Genomic DNA, 18,588 nt, shown 5'->3' on the forward strand with positions numbered 1-18,588 from the left:
TACAAAAGAGGACGCCAAAACACCTGCTCTGTCTCCACCCGTTGCAACTGCATAAGCTTTTGCTTGCGCCCAACCTTTATTTTCTGGATCGTTTTCTGGATGTACTGCTATTAATGTAGGCACTCCAAAACCACGTTTATATTCTTCACGAACTTCACTTCCTGGACATTTTGGTGCCACCATAATTACAGTTAAGTCTTTACGAATCTGCATTCCTTCTTCTACAATATTAAAACCATGAGAGTAAGATAATGTTGCTCCTTTTTTCATTAAAGGCATTACAGCTTTCACTACACTTGTATGTTGCTTATCTGGTGTTAAGTTTAATACTAAATCTGCTGTTGGAATTAACTCGTGGTAAGTCCCAACATTAAACCCATTTTCAGAAGCATTTACAAAAGACTGACGCTTTTCTGCAATTGCAGCATCACGTAATGTGTAAGAAATATCTAAACCAGAATCCCTCATGTTTAACCCTTGGTTTAATCCTTGAGCACCACATCCTACTATAACTATTTTTTTACCTTTTAATACGTTTACTCCATCTGTAAATTCTGAAGCATCCATAAATCTACACTTCGATAATTGATTTAATTTATCTCTTAGCGATAGTGTGTTAAAATAATTTCCCATTTTATATTTAATTGTTATTATTGGTTATTGAATGCTGTTAGCATTTCAGTTATTTTCATTTGTTCTTTAGTGACTGCAATTCTACCAGAACGCACAAACTGCATAATTCCGAATACATTTAAGTCTCTTCGTAAAGATTCAATTTCGTTTCGTCGCCCAGATTTTTCTAAAACAAAAAACTCCTTGTTGACAGTTACAATTCTTGCAGAACTCTCTTTTATTATATTTTGAATTTGAGGTTCATTAAACAGAAGATCAGACTTAATTTTAAACATACAAGATTCTGTGAATATAGTATCTTCTTCCTCATGATAATAAGCTCTAATTGTTTCAACTTGTTTTTCAATTTGCTTAACAATTTTAACCGTATTAGTCTCTGTCATGTTAACAACAATAACAAATCGGTTTACACCTTCAATTTCTGATTGGGAGGTTGTTAAACTTTCAATATTGATGTGCCTACGCTGAAAAATAGCGGATATACGATTCAATAAACCGATATGATTCTCAGTATATATTGATATTGTAAATGATTTTATTTCTTCGTTCATTTCTTTATTCTTAACTTAATCTTACATCTGAAACCGATGCTCCTGACGGAATCATTGGAAACACATTACCTTCTTTTTCTACACAAACTTCTAAAAAATAAGACTCTTCTGAAGCCATCATTTCTTTTACTGCATCTGCTAATTCTTCACGTTTTGTTACTTTTTTAGCTTTGATATAATAACCTTCTGCAATAGCTACAAAATTTGGGTTTGTCATTTCGGTAGAAGCGTAACGTTTATCGAAAAACAATTGTTGCCACTGGCGTACCATCCCTAAAAACTCATTGTTTAATACTACAATTTTAACAGCTGCTTTTTGCTGAAAAATAGTACCTAATTCTTGAATGTTCATTTGGTAACCACCATCTCCTATAACAGCAACGACTTCGCGTTCCGGAGCTGCCATTTTAGCCCCGATAGCCGCAGGAAGCGCAAACCCCATAGTTCCTAAACCACCTGAGGTTATATTACTTTTTGTAACATTAAAATCTGCATATCTACAGGCAATCATCTGATGTTGCCCCACATCTGAAACAATTGCAGCATTGCCTTTACTTTCAATATTTATTTGTTTTATAACCTCACCCATAGTCAACCCTTCTTTCGTAGGATTGATATCACCTTGTATTACTTTTTCAAATTCAATAGCGTATAAATCTTTAAATTCTTGTAACCATGAGTCATGTGTATTTTTATTTAAGGCATCGAAAAGTAACGCTAAACTTTCTTTTGAATTACCTAAAACAGCAACATCCGTTTTTACATTTTTATCAATTTCTGCAGGGTCAATATCAAAATGAATGATTTTAGCTTGTTTTGCATAGGTATCTAAACTACCCGTAACACGGTCATCAAAACGCATCCCTATAGCAATTAACACGTCACATTCATTGGTTAATTTATTAGGCGCATAATTACCATGCATTCCAACCATCCCTATATTTAACGGGTGTGATGTTGGCAATGCCGAAGCTCCTAAAATAGTCCATGCCGCCGGAATTCCAGCTTTTTCTATCACAGCTTTAAGTTCTGCTTCCGCTTTCCCTAAAATAACGCCTTGCCCCCAAACAATCATGGGTTTTTTAGCATTATTAATTAATTCTGAAGCAGCATTAATAGTTTCTGGATCTGTTTTAGGTATTGGAATATAACTTCTTACACCTTTACATTTTTCATATTTAAAATCTAACTCACCAAACTGTGCGTCTTTTGTTATGTCTACTAATACAGGTCCAGGCCTTCCGCTTTTAGCAATATAGAATGCTTTAGCTATGGCCTCAGGAATATCTTCAGATTTGGTAACTTGACAATTCCATTTAGTTACTGGTGTAGAAATACCAACGATATCCGTTTCTTGAAACGCATCACTTCCTAATAAGTGTGATGGTACCTGACCAGTAATACAAACAATTGGAGTTGAATCTATTTGCGCATCGGCAATTCCAGTAATTAAATTAGTTGCACCTGGTCCCGAAGTCGCCATGGCAACACCTACTTTACCAGATATACGCGCATAACCTTGCGCCGCATGTGCAGCACCTTGTTCATGACGTGTTAAGACATGATGAATTTGATCTTTAAATTTGTATAATTCATCATAAACGGGCATAATAGCACCTCCAGGATATCCATAAAGAATATCAACGCCTTCTGCCATCAAACTTCTTACAATAGCTTCACTACCTGCTATCCGTTGTGTTTTTTCTGCCACTTGTGTTTTATTTACGGTTTGTGTTTTCATAATCACACTATATTAAATATCCGTCTTAGCGGAAATGAAAAAATCAATTTATTACGCATCAGTCACACAGCCTTTTGAAGCTGATGCCACCGATTTTGCATATTTATATAAAATTCCTTTTTTATGTTTTAATGCTGGTTGAACCCATTGTGATCTTCTTTCTGCTAATTCTTCATCAGAAAGCAATACATTAATGGAATTATCTTCTGCACTAATTTTAATTTTATCACCAGTTTTTAATAAACCTATCGTTCCTCCTTCTTGAGCTTCTGGAGTAATATGTCCAACTACAAATCCGTGTGTTCCTCCAGAAAAACGACCATCTGTAATCAGAGCCACAGATTTCCCTAAACCTGCACCCATTATTAAAGACGTTGGTTTTAACATTTCTGGCATGCCTGGACCTCCTTTTGGACCAACATAACGAATAACAACAACATCGCCTCTTTCAACTTCACCATTTGAAATCCCTGTATTTGCAGCTTGCTCGCCATCATAAACCACTGCTTTTCCTTCAAACAGTAAGCCTTCATTTCCTGATATTTTTGCCACAGCACCTTCAGTCGCTAAGTTTCCATAAAGAATCTGCAAATTTCCTGAAGATTTTAAAGCTTTATCCTTTGGATAAATAACATCTTGATCATTTTCAAACGAAAGTGGCTCAACATCAGCTAAGTTTTCTGCCAAGGTTTTTCCCGTTACGGTTAAACAATCACCATGCAGATAACCATTATCTAATAGATATTTCATAACTGCAGGAGTTCCTCCAACACCGTGAACATCTTCCATTAAATATTTTCCGCTAGGTTTTAAATCGGCTATTAAAGGTGTTCTATCACTAACATGTTGAAAATCTTCTAATGTAAACTCAATATCCGCAGCATGAGCAATAGCTAAGAAATGCAATACCGCATTTGTTGATCCTCCTAAAGCATTTACCAGTGCAATCGCATTCTCAATCGATTTCTTAGAAATAATATCTAATGGTTTTAAATCTAATTCTAAAAGGTTTTTTATAGCTCTAGCAGTTCTTTCGCTTTCAGATAATTTATTAGGGTTTTCAGCAGGAATAGAAGAGTTATATGGCAATGCAAAACCCATACACTCTATAGCCGAAGCCATAGTATTTGCAGTATACATTCCTCCACAAGCCCCTGCTCCTGGAATGGCACTTTTTATAATATCTCTATACTCCTCTTCATCAATTTCTCCTGCAACTTTTTGACCTAAGGCTTCAAAGGCTGAAACAATATTTAACTTTCTTCCTTTATATTTTCCTGATGCTATGGTACCACCATACATCATTATTGATGGACGATTTAAACGCAACATAGCAATAACTGCTCCTGGCATATTTTTGTCACAACCAACCACAGAAACAAGCGCATCATAACTTTGAGCATTCATAACCGTTTCAATAGAGTCAGCAATAATATCGCGAGAGGCTAAAGAATAATTCATGCCAGAAGTTCCCATTGAAATACCATCACTAACACCAATAGTATTAAATCCTAAGCCCACTAAATCTGATATTTTACATTCAATTTTCACCTCTGCAGCCAAATTATTTAAATGCATATTACATGGATTTCCGTCATAACCTGTGCTAGCAATACCCACTTGAGCTTTCTTCATATCCTCATCAGTCAAACCAACTGCGTATAACATGGCTTGTGATGCTGGCTGAGATTCATCTTGTGTTAATCTTCTACTATGTTTATTAAGTTCCTTCATATTTCTTGCAAAAAATTTCGCTTCTCTTCTTGATTGATAATTATTTTATTGCTTTTTAAGATTTTTTGTAAAAATTCTTCAATTTGCATAAAACAAGTTCTCGAAATTAATTTATTAGGTTTTTATATACATTTACCTTTAGTTTTTTAGGTTAAATCCACAACTATAAAAATCAAGCTAAAAATCTGTTTATCAATACCTTAAACTGCATTTTTTATGATGTCCAAAATGAAAAAAAAAAGCATAAAAAAAACCCTCTAAATTTAGCAAGGCCCTTAAAAGTTATTTTTTTTAATATCCCGTTCCTTATCACAAGGAAATAGTCATAATGACAACAGTAGAAACCACAATTAAAATTTGTCTTTTCATCTTTATCAAACAAATATTCATAAATAAATTTTAACAATCCATTATTTACTTAAAAAACAAAAAATCAACCGAGATATTCTTTTATTTTTTTACTTTTGTACTCACAAATAATAGAGGAAAGATTTGACTGATTGCAACCTCTTTACACAAAACTAATTTAAGTGTAAACAAAAATGCTAAAGGCAGTGTGAACTTCCTTCGACGTTATCGTCAAATCTTACCATAAAATAGAAAATATGGCTTATTTATTCACTTCAGAAAGTGTTTCTGAAGGACACCCAGACAAGGTAGCTGATCAAATTAGTGATGCATTAATTGATAACTTTTTAGCTTTTGACAAAGAATCTAAAGTCGCATGTGAAACTTTAGTGACTACTGGTCAAGTTGTACTTGCTGGAGAAGTAAAATCCACAACCTATTTAGATGTTCAAAAAATAGCTAGAGATACCATAAATAAGATTGGCTATACCAAAGGAGAATACATGTTTGATGGTAATTCTTGCGGTGTTTTATCTGCAATCCATGAACAATCTGAAGATATAAATCAAGGTGTAGACAGAGGCAGTAAAGAAGAACAAGGTGCCGGTGACCAAGGGATGATGTTTGGTTACGCCACAAACGAAACTGAAAACTTTATGCCTTTGGCTTTAGATTTATCGCACAGAATTTTAAAAGAACTTGCAGAATTAAGACGCGAAAACAAAGACATTTCTTATTTAAGACCAGATTCAAAAAGCCAGGTTACTATTGAGTATAGCGATGATAATATTCCACAGCGTATTGATGCTATTGTTGTATCTACACAACATGATGATTTTGGAGATGATGATACCATGCTAGCAAAAATCAGAAAAGACATTGTTGCTATTTTAATACCAAGAGTTGTTGCTAATATTCCTGAAAATATTCAGAAATTATTTAATGATGATATCACCTATCACATCAACCCTACAGGAAAGTTCGTAATTGGAGGGCCTCATGGAGATACTGGTTTAACAGGACGTAAGATTATTGTTGACACGTACGGAGGAAAAGGTGCCCACGGAGGTGGTGCTTTTTCAGGAAAAGACCCGAGTAAAGTGGACAGAAGTGGAGCTTATGCTACAAGACACATTGCCAAAAATCTAATTGCCGCTGGTGTTGCAGATGAAATTTTAGTGCAAGTAAGTTATGCTATTGGTGTTGTAGAGCCTATGGGGATTTTTGTGGATACTTATGGTACATGTGCTTTTAATATGACCGATGGTGAAATAGCCGAAAAAGTATCTGAAATTTTCGATATGCGCCCGTTTGCTATTGAAAAACGCTTAAAATTACGTTCTCCAATATATAGTGAAACCGCTGCTTACGGACACATGGGGCGTAAAAACGAAACAGTAACTAAAACTTTTTCTCAGCCTAACGGTGAAACAAAAACCCTTGATGTAGAATTATTCACATGGGAGAAATTAGATTATGTTGATAAAGTGAAAGAAATTTTTGAGTTATAAACTTAAGCACTACTACTTATAAAGCCTTTTGATATTTTCATGAGGCTTTTTTATTGAAATTAAAATACGATTTAACAAACTTCATTTTGCGATAAGGTTCAATAATTAATAAATAATGGTCCTTTTTTAAAAGCCTAAAGAATATTGAATAAATTAAAACGATTTAGTGTTGTATTAGCGTTTGCTTTGTTTACTCTCGCTCCTAATGCAAATGGCATTCAAGGCAACAATGGGGATAATAATAATAATAACAGCAGCGATGGAGGCGGCACAAATAATAACAATGGGCAGAATAACGATACCTGTGGTTCTGCACAATACAACGGTAACGGCGGCAATAGTGGTGGCGACGGTGATTCTATACCATTATATGGTGGCCTTAGTATTTTATTAGCCGGAGCTGCAATATTTGGTATAAGAAAACTGCGCAAGAAATAACAATACTTAATAAAAAATTATTTTAAAAGACTGTCCATTAAAGGCAGTCTTTTTTTAGTTAAAACTTTTATGACAGAGTTTTATTAATCATAAAAATGTTAGTTTTTAGTTAGTAAGACACACTATCACTCTGAAATTGAGCAAACAGGTCGCTAATTCAATTTTTAAAAATAAAACCCAAAGCTACCCGTTACACCAAATTTTCTAGCATCAGGATATATTACTTTATCTTTGTAATTTCCTCTAAAATTGAAGTCTATTCTAAATACCTTAAAAATATTACCAATGCCTAAACTGTATTCATAATAAGGCTCATTTGATGGTGCTACCAACTTAAGATTATTAGGATTACTAGGCACATTACTCAAAGCTAGATTTTCATCTGAAATATTACCAATAACACCTCGAACACTTATTATTTCTCTTAGATTTAATTTTCTTAAAAATGGTATCCTTGAAAACAAGCGTCCGTTAAAATTATGCTCAAAATGAAATGATGCATACGTATCAGACACAAACTCGTAAAAATCAAGTTGAGAAAATGTATTATATATTGAAAAATACGTTTGATTTCCTGGAATTACACTTAACAAACCAAGTGGTACTTCTCCAAAAGTTTTACCCGCTTCAATGGTGGTAAATAATCTTCCAAAACCACCCATTTGCCAGGGCTGTGTATATGAAAGTTGCACTTTAGTATAATCAAAATCGCTATTAAGAATGTTTTTATCGCCTCTGGTAACTTGAGCAAATAGGCGCGCAAAGTAATCATTAGCGATTCTGCGTTCCACACCAAATCCGGTCATTTTACGTCCAGGGAAATACGATACAGATACGTTGGTTTCATATTGCTTAATTTCAGATGCTACACCTGTTGTCGTATTATAATCTAAACTAAATGTTGGCGATGCCGATTCTAACGTTCTGTAGTTTCCTCCTAGTCTAAAAACAACATTTTGCCAAGGCTCAGCTTCAATTGCTAAACTGGTTAAATTTATGCTTGTCAATTTATCATTGGCACCAGTTCCCACAACCGACGAAGAGGCTAAACTTCTACCTAAAACATCGGTACTTGTCGTTAAACTAGCTCCTGTTTGTTCTACATCACGTCTGTTTCCTCCAGAAATAATAAGTCGGCTCTTTTTATCAAGCAACCATTTACCCGAAATACCATATTTAAATTTATCGTCTTTAAAACCGTAGGCTAAAAACCCTTCTAATCGCCATAAATCATTTGGTCCAAAATAGGTTCTTCCGCCGGTTCGTAAACGTATGCCTTCAACTTCGTTAAATCCAAAGGTTGAAAAAACAGGTCCGTAATCTAAAGGCAATTCATTAAATTCAATATAACCGGAAGCCAAAATACTTCCCAAGTTATAAAGACGTTTAAACTTTTTAACCGTTTTTAAAGTGTCTAACATTTTGTAGACCCCTTTTTCGTCTTTATTTAATTTCTCTAAACGATTGTCATCCCAAAATTCGTCACCTCTGTTGTAAACATCACTATCATAATTATAAACATCCTTATCATAGAATTTTTTATCCTTTTCAATATCAAACTTATAATTATTATACAACGTGGTTCGCTTACCATATACACCTCGAGATTTTTCCTTTTTATTAAAGGCAAAATCTGATAACATATAATCTCGGGTCACAAGGAAAAGTGAATCATTTAACACTTCAAACTCTTGCTCTATATAAATTTCTTTTACCCAGTTTATATTGGCGCTTTTTGAGGCTTGAAGGTTAATTTCTTTGATGGCATAAGTGGTGTCTGCTACCCAAAAATCGCCTTTAAAAGTCAATTCATTTTTTCGCCTCGGATAATAGATAATATTGTAACACCATTTATCACCTATAAAAGTACTGTCTGACAACACATAATTGTACGTGTTGATTCCTGTTTTTGATAACGGACTCACAAAACTTTTATCGAAAAATTTCAGGTAGTTATCATAAACATTAAAGTCTGTATATAAATCGTCTACAAAATCAATAATAACTTGATTGTTGCTAAAACCGGAGTTTTTATTTCCTTGTAAATCTTCTTTAGTTTTATTTATAACATTATTGCCATATACCTTGGAAACGGCTTCGTTAATAAAAATTGGCAGGTATGTTTTCCCAGTTACACTAGAGGTATCAACTTCGTCAAATACAAACTCCATCCCTCGGAACAACTTACTTTTAATAAGCGTACTATCAATAGTATTTAAATCAAACTCTATTTTTTCGTATTTATCGTATTCGTATTGATTGAATTGCTTTAAACCATTACTCCGTTTATTTGTCCAGATTTTTCGTAGTAAATCAATTGCAGGATTATTCTTTTTGGACTGTTTTCCTGAAACAATAACCACAGCATCTAATTGTGCAGCTTCCTCTTTAAGTATGAATTTCAAATTATAATTCACCTTTTTTTCTAGAGGGACATTTAACGTTTCATAACCAATAAAAGAAACCGCTAAGGCATTCCAAGTTTCCTTAGACTCTAAATAAAATTTTCCGTTTTCATCTGTAATAGTTCCCTGTGTGGACCCTTGGAATATTATTGTAGCGAAAGACACAGGTTCATTAAATTCATCAAACACATAACCACTAACTTTCGTTTGTGCTAATACGGAACATATTCCGAGGAAGAAAAGAAGGATAAGTAGTTTTAGATTCATAATACAAAAAAACTTCATCAACAATTGTGCTAATGAAGTTTATATAACGTAAAAAATTACGATTTATTTATACAATACTTTTTTTACTGCTTTAATAACCTCATCCTTATTTGGCAACCATTCTGCCAATAAAACTGGAGAATAAGGTGCAGGGGTATCTGCTGTGTTTATTTTTACAACTGGCGCATCTAAATAATCGAATGCCTCAGATTGCACTAAATAAGTAATTTCAGTAGCTACATTTCCAAAAGGCCAAGCTTCTTCTAAAACCACTAATCTATTTGTTTTCTTAACCGATTCTAAAATAGCTTTTCTATCTAAAGGACGAACGGTACGTAAATCTATAATTTCACAAGAAATACCTTCTTTCTCTAATTCGTCAGCAGCCTTGTATGCTTCTTTGATAATTTTTCCGAAAGACACAATGGTTACATCTGTTCCAACGCGCTTAATCTCTGCAACACCAATTGGCACAATGTATTCGCCTTCTGGCACTTCGCCCTTATCACCATACATTTGCTCGCTTTCCATAAAAATTACTGGATCGTCATCCCGAATAGCCGCTTTCAATAAGCCTTTTGCATCATAAGGGTTTGAAGGCACGACTACTTTAAGACCTGGTGTGTTTGCAAACCAATTTTCAAAAGCTTGTGAGTGTGTTGCTCCTAATTGACCCGCAGAACCCGTAGGACCACGAAATACAATCGGACATTTAAACTGCCCACCAGACATTTGTCTGATTTTCGCAGCATTATTTATAATTTGATCAATTCCAACAAGAGAGAAGTTGAACGTCATGTATTCTACAATTGGTCTATTTCCCGTCATTGTAGAACCAATAGCTATACCAGCAAAACCAAGTTCAGCAATCGGTGTGTCAATAACTCGTTTTGCTCCGAATTCGTCTAACATTCCTTTTGATGCTTTATAAGCACCATTATACTCAGCAACTTCTTCACCCATTAAATATACGCTTTCGTCTCTGCGCATTTCTTCGCTCATCGCTTCGCATATAGCTTCTCTAAATTGAATTGTCTTCATTAAATTTATTTTTAGAACTGCAAAAATAACAATAAATGAGGTATCTTCTTATAAGATTTTTTTAAATATTTGTTATGCATGCATAGTAAATATTCAGAATAAAATAATTAACTTCGTAAACTCAAAAAATAAGACATTTTAATACATAAAAATTATGAAAATATTAGTGTGTATAAGTCACGTTCCAGACACTACTTCAAAGATTAACTTTAGTGATGATAATGCTAAATTTGATACAAATGGCGTACAGTTTGTAATAAACCCAAATGATGAGTTTGGTTTAACACGGGCCATGTGGTTTAAAGAAAAACAAGGTGCTCAAGTTACCGTAGCAAATGTTGGCGGCGCAGAAACAGAACCTACTTTACGTAAAGCTTTAGCCATTGGTGCAGATGAAGCCATACGTGTAAACACAACTGCAACGGATGGATTTTCTGTAGCTAAACAATTAGCCAGTGTTATTAATAATGGTGGTTTTGATTTAGTAATTGCAGGCCGAGAGTCTATTGATTATAACGGTGGTATGGTTCCAGGAATGATAGCTGGATTAATAAGTGCCAACTTTGTAAATAACTGTATTGGTCTTGAAGTTGATGGCACATCAGCAACAGCCATTAGAGAAATTGATGGCGGAAAAGAAACCGTTTCAACATCACTTCCTTTAGTTATTGGCGGACAAAAAGGTTTGGTTGAAGAAAGTGATTTACGTATTCCGAATATGAGAGGTATTATGATGGCTCGTAAAAAACCATTAAATGTTGTTGAGCCTTTAGAAACAAGTGCTAAAACATCTTCTGTTTCATTTGAAAAACCTACTCCAAAAGGGGCAGTTACATTAGTTTCTCCGGATAATTTAGATGAATTGGTAAGTTTGCTTCATAATGAAGCTAAAGTAATTTAGCTTGCTAAATCATTCCGAATTCGTTTCGGACTCTTTTTTAATATTAACGGAAACATGAATAATATCTTGAAATAAGTTCAGGAAGACAAAATTTAAAAAATATGTCAGTTTTAGTATATACAGAATCAGAACAAGGTGCTTTTAAAAAAGCAGCTTTTGAAGTAGCTTCTTATGCAAAAGCAGTTGCTAGTCAATTAGGAACGACAGTTACTGCCGTTGCTATAAATACCGCCGACACCTCTGCATTAGGCAATTATGGGGTAGATAAGATTTTAAACATATCAAATTCACAACTCGATAATTTTAATGCTGACGCTTATGCATCTGCCATTAAACAAGCTGCTGAAAAAGAAGGCGCAAAAGTTGTGATTGTGAGCTCTACTGCAGATAGCAAATATTTAGCACCGTTACTAGCCGTTGGTTTAGAAGCAGGTTATGCATCAAACGTGGTTGAAGCACCATCAAGCGCTAGTCCATTTACAGTAAAACGCACAGCTTTTACTAATAAAGCTTTTGAAACAACTCAAATAAATACCGATGTCAAAATTGTCGGTGTTTCTAATAATTCTTTTGGATTAATTGAAAATAGTAGTAGTGCTTCCGCGGAAGAATTCTCACCCTCTATTGCAGATTTTGGAGTTACTGTAGAATCCGTCGATAAAGCTTCCGATAAAGTCACTATTGCTGATGCCGAAACAGTAATATCTGCCGGTCGTGGCCTAAAAGGTCCTGAAAATTGGGGAATGATTGAAGAACTTGCTGATGTTTTAGGAGCAGCAACAGCATGCTCTAAACCCGTTTCAGATTTAGGTTGGAGACCACATAGTGAACACGTTGGGCAAACAGGTAAACCTGTAGCATCAAACTTATATATTGCCATTGGTATTTCTGGAGCTATTCAGCATTTAGCTGGTATTAATGCTTCAAAAGTAAAAGTGGTTATCAATACTGATCCTGAAGCCCCTTTCTTTAAGGCTGCTGATTATGGTGTTGTTGGTGACGCCTTTCAAGTGGTTCCTCAGTTAATAGAAAAATTAAAAACATTTAAGGCACAGCAATAATTTATTTTTTATAAATTGTGCCGTACTATAGAACTGCTTAAATTAGCATTTTGACTGAAATTAGCCTTGTGCAGTTGGTAAAGTTCTAATTTAAGCAGTTCTTTGCGTTTTTTAAATTATGAGTTTAGTAAAATTAAATATAAAAGGCATATCGTATAGCCAAACTCAAAATGGTGCTTATGCATTGATTTTGAATGAAGTAGATGGCGACCGAAAACTTCCAATAGTTATTGGCGCTTTTGAAGCACAATCTATAGCCATTGCTTTGGAAGAGGAAATTAGTCCTCCAAGACCTTTAACACACGATTTATTTAAGAATTTCGCTGATAGATTTGATATCGTAGTTAAGCAAGTAATCATTCACAAACTGGTTGATGGTGTGTTTTATTCCAGTTTAATTTGCGAACGCGATAAAATTGAAGAAATTATTGATGCTAGAACTAGTGATGCGATAGCTTTAGCTCTTCGCTTTCAAGCACCAATTTTTACGTATAAAAATATTCTTGATAAAGCGGGTATTTACTTAAAAGTGAATCCTAAAGAGGAAAATGAAGACCAAGAAAATCAAGACAGTATTTTAATGGATGAATTGGTTGCTAATGAACTTGAGCCTAATGAACCTCGCAAAAACTACAAAGGAAAAACTATAGAGGAACTTCAAACTTTACTTGAAGAAGCTGTTAATAACGAAGATTATGAAAAAGCAGCGCATATTCGTGATGAAATCTCGAAACGAGAATAACCCTTAATTTTAATTATGAAAAAGCTGATTCTGCTCATTGTTGCTCTTTTTTTTTGTTTTACATCAACGATTATAGCACAAGAAATTGATCAATCGGCTACTGCTGATACCATTCAAAATACTTCAGTAGTTAATACAACTGAAAATTCTTCTACTGTAAAAGAACTAAAAGAAGAAAGTCAAACTCTACCAGAAATAAAAGAATCAGAAGCAATCACAAGCACTATTATACCTAGCCAAGGATTTTCTATAGATAGTTTATGGCGAGGTGTTCTTGGAATGATTACTTTAATTTTTGTAGCCTTTCTTTTTAGTAGTAATAGAAAAGCCATTAATTGGAAAATTGTTGGTGTTGGTCTAGCACTTCAATTACTTATAGCAATTGGTGTTTTAAAAGTTGAGTTTATTAAAACGCTTTTTGAATTTATAGGTGGTTTATTTGTCAGTGTTTTAGATTTCACAAGAGCTGGAAGTAAATTTTTATTTGAAGGTTTAGTTGTAGACATGGATACTTTTGGGTTCATTTTTGCATTTCAAGTATTACCAACAATCATATTCTTTTCTGCACTAACTTCAGTATTCTTTTACTTAGGTCTCATTCAAAAAGTAGTAAAAGGGATGGCTTGGTTACTTTCAAAAACTTTAAAAATATCTGGAGCTGAAAGCTTAAGTGTTGCCGGAAATATTTTTTTAGGCCAAACTGAAGCACCGCTTTTAATAAAGGCTTATTTAGAAAAAATGAATAAGTCCGAAATGCTTTTAGTTATGATTGGTGGTATGGCAACCGTTGCGGGCGCTGTACTTGCAGCATATATTGGTTTTCTTGGTGGTGATGACCCTGTTCTGAGACTGTTTTATGCAAAACACTTATTAGCGGCATCAGTAATGGCTGCTCCGGGAGCTATTGTAATTTCAAAAATATTATACCCACAAACTGAAGAGGTTAATACAGATGTATCTGTATCACAAGAAAAAATAGGTTCTAATTTTTTAGATGCTATCGCTAACGGAACAACTGAAGGTTTAAAGCTTGCTGTAAATGTTGGCGCCATGCTTTTAGTATTTGTGGCGTTTATTGCCATGTTTAATGGTATTTTAGGTTGGATTGGAGATGTTACATCTATTAACACTTGGATAGCTTCTAATACGACTTACAAAAACTTATCTCTTGAACTTATTTTAGGATATGTTTTTGCTCCGCTTATGTGGCTCATAGGTGTAGCTAGAGAAGATATGGCCTTAATGGGACAGCTATTAGGTATCAAATTAGCCGCAAGTGAGTTTATTGGCTATATACAGTTAAGAGACTTAAAAGATGTAACCAATGGGATTCACCTTAGTTATGAAAAATCTATAATTATGGCGACCTATATGCTTTGTGGATTTGCAAATTTTGCATCTATAGGTATTCAAATTGGAGGCATAGGCTCATTAGCTCCTGGACAACGTAAAACCTTATCGAAATTTGGTATGAAAGCCTTAATTGGCGGTTCAATTGCGTCTTTAATTTCGGCTACTATTGCTGGAATGATTATTGGCTAGAGGTCAATCGCTGCGGATAAATTATTTATTCTCAAAACTCAAAACCCCGTTAATAACTTTTTAATATCTATAAAGGGTATAAATCATAATTTAACCCCCTTTTTATTTAATTTCGTTCCCGCGGAGAAATATATTTCATCGCCACCAATAATTTTTTAATTATGAGATTCTTGTCTTGGCAGGAATGATGCTTATGAAACAATATCACGACCTAGTAAAACACGTTTTAGAAAACGGTAATGAAAAAGGAGATCGTACAGGCACTGGTACAAAAAGTGTTTTTGGACACCAAATGCGATTTGATTTAAGTGAAGGTTTTCCAATGGTGACAACTAAGAAACTTCATTTAAAATCTATTATTTATGAATTGCTTTGGTTTTTAAAAGGTGATACAAACACAAAATACCTAACCGAAAATGGCGTACGTATCTGGAATGATTGGGCAGATGAAAATGGTGATTTAGGCCCTGTTTACGGTCATCAATGGCGCAACTGGAATAATGATGAGATTGACCAAATTAAAGAGGTTGTACACGCACTAAAAAACAACCCGAATAGTCGTAGGATGATGGTTTCTGCTTGGAACCCTTCCGTTTTGCCAGATACTTCAAAAAGTTTCAGTGAAAATGTAGCTAATGGTAAAGCTGCTTTACCACCATGTCACGCCTTTTTTCAGTTTTATGTAGCGAATGGTAAACTATCTTGTCAGTTATACCAACGTAGTGCAGATGTATTTTTAGGTGTCCCCTTTAATATTGCAAGTTATGCCCTATTCACTATGATGATGGCACAAGTTTGTGGTTATGAAGCTGGAGAATTTATCCATACTTTTGGAGATGCTCATATTTACAGTAATCATTATGAGCAATTAGAATTGCAACTTTCAAGAGATACAAGACCGCTGCCAAAAATGATTCTAAATCCTGAAATTAAAAATATATTTGATTTTGATTTTGAAGATTTTACTTTGGTAGATTACAATCCGCACCCGCATATTAAAGGGATTGTAGCTGTTTAATAATCTTGAAATTTTGGATTAACCCCCAGCAGATGATGCGTTAGGGACTGCAATAAAAAACTGAGCAAGAGCCACGTCCGGGACCTATAAAAAAGCCCGATCCTTCATTAACATCTAAAATAATTTTAAAATAAAAAAAGCACCTCAAACAAGGTGCTTTTTAAGCTTAAATTAGTTCAGTAATTATAGGTTTACAACACTATTTTCTGCACCTGCAAAATCATTCCATGCGTAAGCATCGGCAGCGTCGTCATTAACATAAACACCATCAACAACGTACTTAAATTCATAAGAACTTCCAGCTTCTAAATCAAGAGTTGCTTTAAATGTACCATTTTTTAATTTTTTAAGCGGTGCTTTTTTAGCATTCCATTCATTGAAAGATCCAACAACAGAAACCTTCTTCGCTTCTTCAGCAGGTAAAGAAAAAGTCACTTTACAAACTGGTTTACTTTTTAAGAATTGTTTTTTAATTGCCATAATTATATGATTTAATATTTTAACTTTAACGTTTAATTGTACTACAAATTTAAAAACAAATTCTAATCAGAAACTGTTTAAGACGCTTTACTTCTAAAGAATTATCAATTTGACAATTTGAATTCTACAAAAAAATAAAGTAGATAAAAAATTGGGAAAATATTTATATTATTATCAACATCAGATTTACGCTTTCACCTGATTATCAAAGCTTTTAGAAGCGAAAACGTTTTAGCCAAACCCTGATCGTCAAGTATTTCTATATCGTTTTTAATATCACTAAAAAGGCTTAACTTTACGTTCATTATTTTACTAATATGTTCGGAAAAAAGAAACCCACACCACAAATAGATAAAGACCAATTAGAGCTTATTGAAAATGCTCAAAAACGCATCAAACAGAAAAAACGTTTGTATGCTCATTTTGTAATTTTCTTAATAGGCGCCATTTTTTTAATTATTGCTAATACCGTTTTGGGGATAGGTAAGGATTTTAAACTCTTTGGAATTGATTGGTTTGTATTTGGTATATTATTCTGGCTATTCCTATTTATTTACCATCTCTTAAATGTATTTGTTACGCAGAAGTTTATGGGTAAAGCTTGGGAGAAAGAACAACTTGACAAATTGGTTGCTAAACAACAAAATCGTGTAGATAAACTTAAAGCGGGTCTTGTAAAAGAGGAAACTTTAATAGCACAAACTGAAGTTGATAGCGCAGCAACTTCTGATACTCAAATGGCAAATACTAAAAGTTTAAAATCTGAACTCACTGTTATTGTCGCTGCCGCAGAAAATGATGCCATAGGAAAAGGCAATAAATTAATTTGGCATTTAAGCGACGATTTAAAACGTTTCAAATCGCTTACTAGTGGCCATCATATCATCATGGGACGCAAAACCTTTGAGAGTTTCCCAAAACCCTTACCAAACAGAACCCATGTCGTTATTACTAGGCAAGCAGATTACAGCGCACCGCAGGGTGTCATTCTAGTTAATAGCTTAGAAGACGCTATTGATGTTGCCAAAAACGATTCAAGGGCGTTTATTATTGGTGGCGGTCAAATTTACAAGCAAGCTATGAGCTTAGTAGATAAAATAGAGTTGACTCGTGTACACCATGATTTTGAAGCTGATACCTTTTTTCCGAAAATTGATACAACCATTTGGAAAGAAACCTCAAATGTGTTTCATAAGAAAGATGAAGGACACGATTATGAGTTTTCCTTTTTGACTTATGAAAGGAAGTAATTATACTCAACTTTTATAAAAAAATATTATTTTTTTTAACGTAGAATACAAAATTTAAAACGTTTTTATATCCGCTGAAGTTAAACAAACCTCAAAAATTCTTTTTAACTCCTGTTCCAATTTTCATTAATTTTGCGTCATGGTAAAAGAAATACAACTTCGTATTACGTTAAAAGAGGAAGAACATCCTGATATTCTGGTTTTAAAATCTGCTATCAAGTTAGATATTGATAGAAAAGATATCACCGGAGTTAAAGTGCTTAGGAAGTCTATTGATGCCAGAAAACCTAAAATTATTCTTAATTACAAAGTAGCGGTATATATTAAAGAACTGCTTCCTGAAACCTCAGCATATAAATTTGAATATAAAGATGTTTCGAAAGCAAAACCCATTCATATCATTGGTTTTGGTCCTGCAGGTATGTATGCGGCTTTACGCTGTATCGAGCTTGGTTTTAAACCCATTGTTTTAGAGCGCGGTAAAAATGTGCAACATCGCCGTAGAGATTTAAAAGCAATCAATCAAGACCATTTTGTAAACGAAGATTCTAATTACTGTTTTGGTGAAGGGGGCGCAGGAACCTATAGTGATGGGAAACTATATACCCGGAGTTTAAAACGTGGTGATGTCCGACGCATTTTTGAAAATCTAGTTTACCACGGTGCAACCGATCAAATTCTTGTTGACGCACATCCACATATTGGAACGAACAAATTACCAAAAGTGGTTCAAAATATTCGTGAAACCATTCTTAAATACGGTGGTGAAATTTATTTTGAAACGCGTGTTACCGATTTCATTATAAAGAACAATGAAATTAAAGCGATTCAACTTAAAAATGAAGAAGAAATAACGGTAGACAAATTAATTCTAGCAACAGGGCATTCAGCACGAGATATTTTTTATCTACTTCATGAAAAACAA

The 18,588-nt window shown here is 34.1% G+C and carries 16 protein-coding genes; 9 read left to right on the plus strand and 7 right to left on the minus strand.

What is annotated here, in order from left to right:
* From ilvC to ilvD, 4 genes are all read right to left on the minus strand, one after another.
* Positions 1-633: ketol-acid reductoisomerase (ilvC, locus tag QZ260_RS02975; RefSeq protein ID WP_295982557.1), on the minus strand; the 633-nt coding region annotated here is incomplete at its 3' end.
* A gap of 17 nt (positions 634-650) precedes the next feature.
* Entirely contained in the window at positions 651-1,184 is a 534-nt protein-coding gene (gene ilvN / locus QZ260_RS02980) for an acetolactate synthase small subunit (protein ID WP_295982559.1), read from the minus strand.
* A 10-nt stretch (positions 1,185-1,194) separates the two neighbouring features.
* The gene (ilvB, locus tag QZ260_RS02985) at positions 1,195-2,925 is read right to left on the minus strand and encodes a biosynthetic-type acetolactate synthase large subunit (protein ID WP_295982561.1); all 1,731 of its coding nucleotides are present in this window, start codon (positions 2,923-2,925) and stop codon (positions 1,195-1,197) included.
* A gap of 51 nt (positions 2,926-2,976) precedes the next feature.
* Complete coding sequence (gene ilvD / locus QZ260_RS02990; protein WP_295982564.1) at positions 2,977-4,659, minus strand: dihydroxy-acid dehydratase; 1,683 nt, start codon at positions 4,657-4,659, stop codon at positions 2,977-2,979.
* Positions 4,660-5,264: 605 nt separating this feature from the next.
* Between ilvD and metK the strand changes: the two genes are divergently transcribed.
* Positions 5,265-6,518, plus strand: a complete 1,254-nt coding sequence (metK, locus tag QZ260_RS02995; protein ID WP_295982567.1) for a methionine adenosyltransferase — start codon at positions 5,265-5,267, stop codon at positions 6,516-6,518.
* A gap of 186 nt (positions 6,519-6,704) precedes the next feature.
* The gene (locus QZ260_RS03000) at positions 6,705-6,956 is read left to right on the plus strand and encodes a PID-CTERM protein-sorting domain-containing protein (protein WP_295982569.1); all 252 of its coding nucleotides are present in this window, start codon (positions 6,705-6,707) and stop codon (positions 6,954-6,956) included.
* A gap of 164 nt (positions 6,957-7,120) precedes the next feature.
* Here the strand turns inward: QZ260_RS03000 and QZ260_RS03005 are convergent, their stop codons facing one another.
* Positions 7,121-9,628, minus strand: a complete 2,508-nt coding sequence (locus QZ260_RS03005; RefSeq protein ID WP_295982571.1) for a DUF5686 and carboxypeptidase-like regulatory domain-containing protein — start codon at positions 9,626-9,628, stop codon at positions 7,121-7,123.
* A gap of 63 nt (positions 9,629-9,691) precedes the next feature.
* The gene (locus QZ260_RS03010; RefSeq protein ID WP_295982572.1) at positions 9,692-10,669 is read right to left on the minus strand and encodes a pyruvate dehydrogenase complex E1 component subunit beta; all 978 of its coding nucleotides are present in this window, start codon (positions 10,667-10,669) and stop codon (positions 9,692-9,694) included.
* Positions 10,670-10,823: 154 nt separating this feature from the next.
* Between QZ260_RS03010 and QZ260_RS03015 the strand changes: the two genes are divergently transcribed.
* The 5 genes from QZ260_RS03015 to QZ260_RS03035 all read left to right on the plus strand — a co-directional run bounded on the left by QZ260_RS03015 (position 10,824) and on the right by QZ260_RS03035 (position 15,933).
* Entirely contained in the window at positions 10,824-11,570 is a 747-nt protein-coding gene (locus QZ260_RS03015) for an electron transfer flavoprotein subunit beta/FixA family protein (RefSeq protein WP_295982573.1), read from the plus strand.
* Positions 11,571-11,671: 101 nt separating this feature from the next.
* Positions 11,672-12,631, plus strand: a complete 960-nt coding sequence (locus QZ260_RS03020) for an electron transfer flavoprotein subunit alpha/FixB family protein (RefSeq protein ID WP_295982575.1) — start codon at positions 11,672-11,674, stop codon at positions 12,629-12,631.
* Between the two features lie 118 nt (positions 12,632-12,749).
* A complete protein-coding gene (locus tag QZ260_RS03025) occupies positions 12,750-13,373 on the plus strand; it encodes a bifunctional nuclease family protein (protein ID WP_295982578.1) in 624 nt (207 codons plus the stop codon).
* Between the two features lie 15 nt (positions 13,374-13,388).
* Positions 13,389-14,915, plus strand: a complete 1,527-nt coding sequence (locus tag QZ260_RS03030) for a nucleoside transporter C-terminal domain-containing protein (protein WP_295982579.1) — start codon at positions 13,389-13,391, stop codon at positions 14,913-14,915.
* 193 nt (positions 14,916-15,108) lie between these two features.
* On the plus strand, positions 15,109-15,933 hold the full coding sequence (locus QZ260_RS03035; protein WP_295982581.1) for a thymidylate synthase: 825 nt from the start codon (positions 15,109-15,111) through the stop codon (positions 15,931-15,933).
* Positions 15,934-16,116: 183 nt separating this feature from the next.
* Here the strand turns inward: QZ260_RS03035 and QZ260_RS03040 are convergent, their stop codons facing one another.
* A complete protein-coding gene (locus QZ260_RS03040; protein ID WP_295982583.1) occupies positions 16,117-16,413 on the minus strand; it encodes an isoamylase early set domain-containing protein in 297 nt (98 codons plus the stop codon).
* Positions 16,414-16,730: 317 nt separating this feature from the next.
* Between QZ260_RS03040 and QZ260_RS03045 the strand changes: the two genes are divergently transcribed.
* Positions 16,731-17,663, plus strand: coding sequence for a dihydrofolate reductase (locus QZ260_RS03045; RefSeq protein WP_295982585.1), 933 nt, complete (start codon positions 16,731-16,733; stop codon positions 17,661-17,663).
* 139 nt (positions 17,664-17,802) lie between these two features.
* A partial coding sequence (locus tag QZ260_RS03050) for an FAD-dependent oxidoreductase (protein WP_295982587.1) occupies positions 17,803-18,588 on the plus strand: 786 nt, incomplete at its 3' end.

The sequence above is a fragment of the uncultured Algibacter sp. genome (assembly GCF_905480415.1).
Lineage (GTDB): Bacteria > Bacteroidota > Bacteroidia > Flavobacteriales > Flavobacteriaceae > Algibacter_B.

Bases quoted from the DNA above. Each gene is read 5' to 3' on its own strand.
- ilvN (WP_295982559.1), bottom strand. From the start codon at position 1,184: ATGAACGAAGAAATAAAATCATTTACAATATCAATATATACTGAGAAT.
- ilvB (WP_295982561.1), bottom strand. From the start codon at position 2,925: ATGAAAACACAAACCGTAAATAAAACACAAGTGGCAGAAAAAACACAA.
- ilvD (WP_295982564.1), bottom strand. From the start codon at position 4,659: ATGAAGGAACTTAATAAACATAGTAGAAGATTAACACAAGATGAATCT.
- metK (WP_295982567.1), top strand. From the start codon at position 5,265: ATGGCTTATTTATTCACTTCAGAAAGTGTTTCTGAAGGACACCCAGAC.
- QZ260_RS03005 (WP_295982571.1), bottom strand. From the start codon at position 9,628: ATGAATCTAAAACTACTTATCCTTCTTTTCTTCCTCGGAATATGTTCC.
- QZ260_RS03010 (WP_295982572.1), bottom strand. From the start codon at position 10,669: ATGAAGACAATTCAATTTAGAGAAGCTATATGCGAAGCGATGAGCGAA.
- QZ260_RS03015 (WP_295982573.1), top strand. From the start codon at position 10,824: ATGAAAATATTAGTGTGTATAAGTCACGTTCCAGACACTACTTCAAAG.
- QZ260_RS03020 (WP_295982575.1), top strand. From the start codon at position 11,672: ATGTCAGTTTTAGTATATACAGAATCAGAACAAGGTGCTTTTAAAAAA.
- QZ260_RS03025 (WP_295982578.1), top strand. From the start codon at position 12,750: ATGAGTTTAGTAAAATTAAATATAAAAGGCATATCGTATAGCCAAACT.
- QZ260_RS03030 (WP_295982579.1), top strand. From the start codon at position 13,389: ATGAAAAAGCTGATTCTGCTCATTGTTGCTCTTTTTTTTTGTTTTACA.
- QZ260_RS03035 (WP_295982581.1), top strand. From the start codon at position 15,109: ATGAAACAATATCACGACCTAGTAAAACACGTTTTAGAAAACGGTAAT.
- QZ260_RS03040 (WP_295982583.1), bottom strand. From the start codon at position 16,413: ATGGCAATTAAAAAACAATTCTTAAAAAGTAAACCAGTTTGTAAAGTG.
- QZ260_RS03045 (WP_295982585.1), top strand. From the start codon at position 16,731: ATGTTCGGAAAAAAGAAACCCACACCACAAATAGATAAAGACCAATTA.